Raw genomic sequence first — 6,591 nt, 5'->3', positions numbered from 1 at the left:
GCCTTGGCGCCGACGGGCAGCCAGGCCACCGCCAGCCAGGCCACCGCGCCGGACGGGGCGGTGAGCGCGTGGGCCACCAGCATCCCGGTCGCCACCAGGCCGAAGGCCCAGCCCAGCGCGGTCACCCGGCGGTCGTGGTCGCCCTGAGCCGCCAGGCGCCGCTCGTAAGCCAGGGCGCACAGCCACCCGGCGTCGAAGGCCAGGCCGATCACCACGGCCAGGAAGACCGGCATCACGGTGCCGAGCCACAGGCCGACCACGGCCACGGTGAGCACGGCGGACAGCAGGGTGGAGACCAGGGCCGGGGCCGCGAGAGCGGCCCGGCGGGTGCGCTGGCGGATCGAAGCGGACATCACTCCGCACCTCCGAAGGTCAGGCGGTACAGGGCGGAGTAGACGAACCAGCCGGACAGGCTGCCGACCGGCAGGGAGACGACGGGGCGGGGCAGGTCCCACAGCGCGTGGGCCAGGTCCGCGACGACAGCACCGGCGGCGAGGCCCAGCCCCACGGAGGCCAGGGCCAGCAGCCAGTTCAGGGCCCGCATCATCGGGCACCGCCCAGGTGGTCCGCGACGGCCCGGTACAGCGACCGGTCCTGCGTGGCGACCGGGCCCGAGGCCGGCGGGGGCGGGGTGGGCGGCATCTGGGCAGCCCGGTGATCGGTACGATCCATCACGGATCGCCCTCCTGTTCTTGGCAGGTGGGTGGTCAAGGCCCTGAGCAGGTGTGCAACCACCGGCTCAGGGCCGCTCCGTTTGGAGCGAGCTCCACCATGACACACGAACCATCGTATGAACAAGTCTGAATCTCTGGAGAATCTTGCGCTATGCTCCGACGCGTGGAGATTCCAGAGGAAGTACAGGCCGCAGCCCTGCGGAAGGTGGCCGAGATCGGCCAGAAGCGAGCTCAACTACTCGCTCAGGCAGCGGAGTTGATGGAGCCGTTGCGCGAGGCGTCGGTGCACGCAGCCAAGGTCGGCGCCGGTCGCAACCGGATCAAGGACTATGCACAGGTCAGCCCGAACACGCTGTACGGGTGGCTGGAGAGCGCGGGCATCGAGGTCCGCGCGAAGGCGCCGGCCAAAACGGCCACAACGAAGAAGACGACGACCAGGAGGAGCGCGACGTGAGCAAGCTGCCCAGCCCGGAGGAGATGTCGCACTCGATGTTGATCGGCGTGTTGATGCATCTGGGCGGTTCGTACGACCTGCCCGGTGACGCGCTGAGCGTGGACGCCTTGGGCACCGCCGACGGCGCGTTTCACGCCGTTGAGCTGCTGTCTCTGCCTGATGGACAGGTCCGGCTGTCGGTCGTGCCGCGCCCGGCCGGGGACGCCGGGGGCATCGAGATCCGATGAGGGCTGCACGTCCCGGTACTGACAGGGCGTAACCTCAGCCCCACACAGAACGACTAAACGCAGGAAAAGCGAAACCCCCCGGCGGGCGCCAACCCATATGCCAGGGGGTCCTAATACAGCTCGGTGTCGAGTGTAGGGGAGAACTCTCCCCTGTCACCACCGCACCGGGCGCGAGAGGACTCCGTGCCCACCCAAAAGCAGTCACCCTCCGGTGTCGTCCCCCGGCAGGCCAGCGTCACCCAGCTCCGCCCCCGCCCCGAGAGCGACGTACCGGCCGGGTGCCGGCCGATCCCCGCAATGCGCGACGGGTGGTTCTTCCGCGACAAGGACCGGAAAGTCCTGCACCGAGCCCGGAGGGACGGAGACCCGTTCGTCCTGGGCGCCGTTCCGCGTGTCACCGGGACCGTCCTGCACCTGACCGACGACGGCGAGACGATCCGGATCGAGTACCAGATCGTCGGCAAGCGCCAGCGGCGGCGCCGGATCATCACCGAGGACGAACTCGACCGTGGCACCTGGGCCGCGAAGGTCGGGCAGGGCCGCCCGTCCAGCTCGGACGCCAAGCAGGCATTCGCGACCATCATCCGCTCGGACGCCGAGCAGGCCCCGGAGCTGATGGCCCGCCCGTACTACAACGAGGACGGCGACCTGGTCCTCCCGGACGCCGAGGCGCAGAGCTTCGGCTACCGGGTGACCGCCGGACCCGAGGGCGACGCGCGGCAGACGTGGGACGAGATCGGCGCGTACGCCGTGCTCGACCCGAAGGCCGCCCTGGTCCTGGGCGCGATGTTCCTGGGCCCGGCGTACAACGCGATCGACGTGCACGCGCACATCCTGAACCTCGTCGGGCCCGGTCAGCAGGGCAAGTCAACGATGCTCACCGTGGCGTGCGCGCTGCTGGGCGACGTCGCGCCCCGGCGGCAGCAGATCATGGGCACCTGGAACAGCTCCAAGCAGGGCATCACGCAAGCCATGCGGGCGCGCGGGTTCCTGCCGTTCGGCCTAGACGAGCACAGCACCTCCGGCCGCAAGGTGCAGGAGGCTGGCCGGGAGTTCTCCCAGATGGTCGGCGGCGCGATCCGGCAGATGGGCACCGCAGACGGCTCGCCCCGGGAGGTTGACGGGTTCTGGTGGTCGATCCTGCTGTCCACCTCGAACCAGTGGCTGCGCTGGCAGGGCCAGACCGAAGACCTTGCCTCGCGGCTGTACGAGATCGACGGCCCGTTCTTCCCGCACACCTGGGTGGACGCCGGGGGCGCGCCGGCCGAACCCGGCGGCGGGGCCGCCGAGCACGTCTCGAAGCGGCTCAAGCGCCTCGCCCGCAGCGCGGGCGGCTGGCCACTGGAGTGGGCCGTGCGCGGCGGAGCTTTCAAGGCTGAGAACCTGCGCGCGCTGAAGCGGACCCACCTGGAACTGTGCGCGAAGTTCTGCCCTCGCACAGGCGGCATCGCCGACACCATCGCCGAGATCCACATGGCCTGGGTGGTAGGCGCGCTGCTCCTGGAGAAGGTGCTGGGCGTCCCCGGCCTGGGTGCTGCCGCCGAATGCGCGGCTGCCGAGCTGCTGGGCGGCGCGGTCGTCCAGGCCGCCGAGGCGAACCTCCCGGACGGCGAGCGGCTGTGGCTCGCCCTCGACTCCCTCCGGATCGAGGCCAGCGCCTTCCCCACCATGGACAAGCTCCGGGCCGTGGCCGAGGAAGGGTCCCGCACCGTGCGCGGCTTCATCGACCCCGAGGCGGGCGAATGGTGGGTGAACCTGCCCACCGTCCAGCAGGCCGCGAAGACCGCCGAGGTGGAGAACCTGAGCGCCGCACTGCGGCACCTGGACACCATCGGCGTCCACATCCGGGGCACCGGCAAGAACGCGCAGCGGCTCCTGCCCAAGCCCGTGAGGTACGCCGGTCTGGGTGAGCGGATGCACTGCTTCAACACCCAAAAAGCGGCCGAACTGTGGAGCCCCGACGAAGAGGGCGAGAAGCAGCCCGACGGGGGCGGAGCGACCCAGTTCCCGAGCGGAGCGACCCCCCGGAGCGACCCCGGAGCGACCCAGGTCGCTCCGGGGAGCGACCCTCTGACCTGCGGCGGAGCGACCGGAGCGACCGGAGCGACCTCTTTGGAGATGGAGTTCACGTATACGCCGGGAGCGACCCCGGAAGCGACGGCCGGAGAGAACCCGGGAGCGGGCGCGGATCACGCCATGGCGTCACCGCGCGTCGTGGTCCCGGCCCCGGAGCGGGCCGTGGTGGACGGGCGCTGGGACACCCTGGTCAAGGCCGGCGGTCGGACCGCCGACGCCGCCGCCCTGGGCGTGCTCGGCGCGGACGGGCTGCACCTGCCCAACTGCCGGCCGGTGCCGGTGGAGCTGCCCGAGTCGGTGGACCAGGTGGTCCCGCTCATGGACGCCTACGGGCTCAAGACCCTCTACCTGCACGCGAGCGCCGTGCGGGCGCTCGGCCTGCCCGCCTACGACCGGCGCAAGCCCGGCGGCCGGACCGCCCCCGTCGCCCACGCCTGGGCGACCCCGGCCGAAGGCGGGCCGGTGCTGCGCGTGGTCCAGGGCGGCCTGGTCCCCTGGATGACCCTGGAGACCACCGACGGACGCCGCCTGAGCCTCGCGATCCCGGAGTACGAGGACCGCATGGACAAGCGCGTCCGGCACGGCTTCTCCGGCCCGACCGAATCCGCGGTACTGCTGGACGCGCTGATGGTCTACCTGCTGTCCACCCAGCACGGGACCGCCGGGAAGCCGAAGGTCGTGCCGTACTACATGAGCCCGAACAAGACCGGCGAGGACTACGCGGGCGGCCTCTACCGGGACGACGTGACCAGCCAGGCCGTCCGGCGCGGCGAGGTGAAGCCGCTCTCGATGAACCTTCCGTCGGTGCTCAAGCTCCAGTGGGACCGGGCCCCGGAGGCTGCCGAGCGCGACGCCAAGTGGCTGCACCAGTACGACAAGAGCGCCGCGTGGCTGGCGGCGTGGGGGAGCACGCCGCTCGGCATCGGCGAGCCCGAGCACTACCTTGCCGAGCGTGACGGCGACCTGCCCGAGATCCCCCGGGACACCCCGGGCCTGTGGCGAGTCTCCAACCCACCCGGGAGCGGCCTGCCGGGCCTGCCCGACTTCCGGTTCGAACCGGACGAGAACGGCGGGTTCTGGATCCGCTCCACGCCCGCGCTCAAGGTCGTGTGGGACATCTACCCGGACTGGGTGCCGGACGTCCTGGAGGCGTACTACTGGCCCGTCAAGAAGCGGGCCCTGCACGGCGCCTACGAGCTGCTGTCGAAGGGCCGGGTCCGCATCCTCGCCGACCTGGACGCCGGGCGGCCGGGTGCCGAGTGGGCACTCGGCGCTAACGGCGCGGTCTACAAGAGCTTCCGGGGGTACCTGGAGCGCAAGAAGCCCAAGCGCGACCACGTGACCGGCGAGATCTACGAGCGGGACATTTACTGGCGCCCCGACTGGGCCTGGGCGCTCATGGACGCCGCCCTCGCCTCGACGTTCTACAACGTCCGCAAGTACGCGGAGGACGGCATGTTCCCGCTCACCGTGTACGTGGACGCGGTGACCTACGCCTCGGACAAGGCTGACCCGCTCGCCGCCCGCCCCACCTCGATGCCGCTCGGACGCACGAAGGGCGGGTGGAAGCCGGAGGGCTCGGCGCCCATGGGCGAGCTGCTGCCACTCATCGACGGGGACCAGGACCAGCCCGGCCTGGACGCCCGCAACGCACTGCGCGAGTACCTGCGGGGTGAGCACTGATGGCCCGGTGGTGGCCCTTCGGACGCAAGGACAAGGGCGAGCAGCCCGAGCCGACTCCCCCGGCAGAGCCGCCCCCGGCCGCCCCAGAGGCCCCGGCCCCCGCGGAAGCCGCGCCGGAGGCAGGGAAGCCGAAGAAGGCCGGCCGACTCGGCCTCCTCTTCGGCCGGGGCCGGAAGAAGGAGCGGGAGGAGGAGGCGCCGCCGCGTGCTCCCGCCCCTCCGGCGGAGCCCGCCGCACCGCCCGCTGAGGCCCCCGGCGGGGAAGAGCCGGGCCCAGGCCCGGCCGGGGGCGGAGAGGGCGGAGAAGGGGGCGAGGCGCCCGAGGAGGAGGAGGAGCGGGAGTACCCGTCCGAGCTGTACGTAGAGATGGACGGGGACTGGCAGATCAGCTCCACCCTGTGGAACGGCGTGATCTCCGCGACGCTCCACGGCGCCGCCGTGAAGCGCTTCGTCGACGCCATGGACGACGGGGATCTGGCGGACGCCGTGCACCTCGTGTGCGTCCGCTGGAGCCGCAACGTGGACGACCAACTCGACGTCCGCGCCAGCGTGTTCGACATGCAGTACGACGAGAGCGTGCACGGCGACTGAGCCGAGCAAGCAGAGGGCCCGCACCGACCGGTGCGGGCCCTCTTGCGTTGCGGCGCCCGCGGGGGGTCACCTCAGCCAGTCCGCCTCCTCGCGGGCAACATCGCACCCGGGCTTGTGGCCCCAGTACGCCCCGCACTCGGTGCAGGCCGGCCGCAAGGGCTCGTCGTAGTCAGAAGGGTCGCGGTACTCGTCCCACTCGTCGTCGTCCATGCCCGGACCAACGAGCAGCCCAGCATCAAGGTCCCGCGAGAGGGGGCCAGCCGCCTATACGCACTGCGAGGCAGTGGCAGAGAGTCACTGAGAACGGCCTGCCACCCGGCCGCCACCGCGCCCCCTCGGAGGGTGGCAGGGTGGCAGAGGGTGGCAGGCGGGTGGCAGGGTGGCAGGCGGGTCGAAACGCCGTGACCTGCTAAAACGTCCTGCCACCCTGCTGCCACCCCTCCGAAAACCTGCCACCCTGCCACCCTGCCACCCTCGACCTGCCACCCCAAGGGTGGCAGGTTTTTTGGGCCTCTGACCTGCGGAAACATCGAACCTGCCACCCCTGCCACCCCTGCCACCCTCGATTTCGGCCCTCTCTAGGAAACAGGGGTGTAGCACTATCGTGCTAGCACCCCCAGAATGTGACGGAGAGTAACCAAAGTCGAAGGAATTGCCGAGGAGTGGAAATTGCCAATTTACGTCGGAAATTCAAAAAATGCCCTCGGGTGGAATTCTGGCGAAATTCTCCCGAATTCAGAGCGGGTGCAAAATTGTTTATCTAGGGAATCCGTCAAGGCAACGAGAATTCCGCTGCGCTCCATTCTCGCCCGCGATTGCTTCGCAATCCAAAAGGAATTGACAGCCGGATTCCGGCGCTTCGCGCCAGAATAAGAAAGGCTCGGCCA

At 70.5% G+C, this 6,591-nt stretch carries 6 protein-coding genes and 1 pseudogene; 4 read left to right on the top strand and 3 right to left on the bottom strand.

Annotated features, from left to right (window positions below; all coding sequences use genetic code 11):
* Both ACIBCA_RS37035 and ACIBCA_RS37030 read right to left on the bottom strand, forming a co-directional pair.
* A pseudogene (locus ACIBCA_RS37035) lies at positions 1-353 on the bottom strand (protein spdB); the annotation flags it as partial.
* The gene (locus tag ACIBCA_RS37030) at positions 353-547 is read right to left on the bottom strand and encodes a hypothetical protein (RefSeq protein ID WP_396287585.1); all 195 of its coding nucleotides are present in this window, start codon (positions 545-547) and stop codon (positions 353-355) included. The gene ACIBCA_RS37030 and the pseudogene ACIBCA_RS37035, both read right to left, overlap by 1 nt.
* Positions 548-837: 290 nt before the next feature.
* On the opposite strand from ACIBCA_RS37030, the gene ACIBCA_RS37025 reads away from it, so the two are divergent.
* The 4 genes from ACIBCA_RS37025 to ACIBCA_RS37010 all read left to right on the top strand — a co-directional run bounded on the left by ACIBCA_RS37025 (position 838) and on the right by ACIBCA_RS37010 (position 5,704).
* Positions 838-1,128 carry a hypothetical protein gene (locus tag ACIBCA_RS37025; protein WP_396287584.1) on the top strand — a complete coding sequence of 97 codons (291 nt, stop codon included), beginning with the start codon at positions 838-840 and terminating at the stop codon, positions 1,126-1,128.
* Positions 1,125-1,355: a pRL2-19 gene (locus tag ACIBCA_RS37020; protein ID WP_396287583.1), complete on the top strand. Its 231-nt coding sequence runs from the start codon at positions 1,125-1,127 to the stop codon at positions 1,353-1,355. The genes ACIBCA_RS37025 and ACIBCA_RS37020 overlap by 4 nt, the downstream gene beginning before the upstream one ends.
* 297 nt (positions 1,356-1,652) lie before the next feature.
* On the top strand, positions 1,653-5,114 hold the full coding sequence (locus ACIBCA_RS37015; protein WP_396287582.1) for a DUF927 domain-containing protein: 3,462 nt from the start codon (positions 1,653-1,655) through the stop codon (positions 5,112-5,114).
* The gene (locus tag ACIBCA_RS37010) at positions 5,114-5,704 is read left to right on the top strand and encodes a hypothetical protein (RefSeq protein WP_396287581.1); all 591 of its coding nucleotides are present in this window, start codon (positions 5,114-5,116) and stop codon (positions 5,702-5,704) included. The genes ACIBCA_RS37015 and ACIBCA_RS37010 overlap by 1 nt, the downstream gene beginning before the upstream one ends.
* 66 nt (positions 5,705-5,770) lie before the next feature.
* Here the strand turns inward: ACIBCA_RS37010 and ACIBCA_RS37005 are convergent, their stop codons facing one another.
* Positions 5,771-5,914: a hypothetical protein gene (locus ACIBCA_RS37005; protein ID WP_396287580.1), complete on the bottom strand. Its 144-nt coding sequence runs from the start codon at positions 5,912-5,914 to the stop codon at positions 5,771-5,773.
* Positions 5,915-6,591 lie beyond the last annotated feature (677 nt).

This window comes from Kitasatospora sp. NPDC051170 (assembly GCF_044455705.1).
Taxonomy (GTDB): domain Bacteria; phylum Actinomycetota; class Actinomycetes; order Streptomycetales; family Streptomycetaceae; genus Kitasatospora.
This window is presented reverse-complemented; position numbering and strand designations above follow the sequence as displayed.

Excerpts from the sequence above, each read along its gene's own strand:
- ACIBCA_RS37015 (WP_396287582.1), top strand. The coding sequence starts at position 1,653 with ATGCGCGACGGGTGGTTCTTCCGCGACAAGGACCGGAAAGTCCTGCAC.
- ACIBCA_RS37010 (WP_396287581.1), top strand. The coding sequence starts at position 5,114 with ATGGCCCGGTGGTGGCCCTTCGGACGCAAGGACAAGGGCGAGCAGCCC.
- ACIBCA_RS37005 (WP_396287580.1), bottom strand. The coding sequence starts at position 5,914 with ATGGACGACGACGAGTGGGACGAGTACCGCGACCCTTCTGACTACGAC.
- ACIBCA_RS37030 (WP_396287585.1), bottom strand. The coding sequence starts at position 547 with ATGATGCGGGCCCTGAACTGGCTGCTGGCCCTGGCCTCCGTGGGGCTG.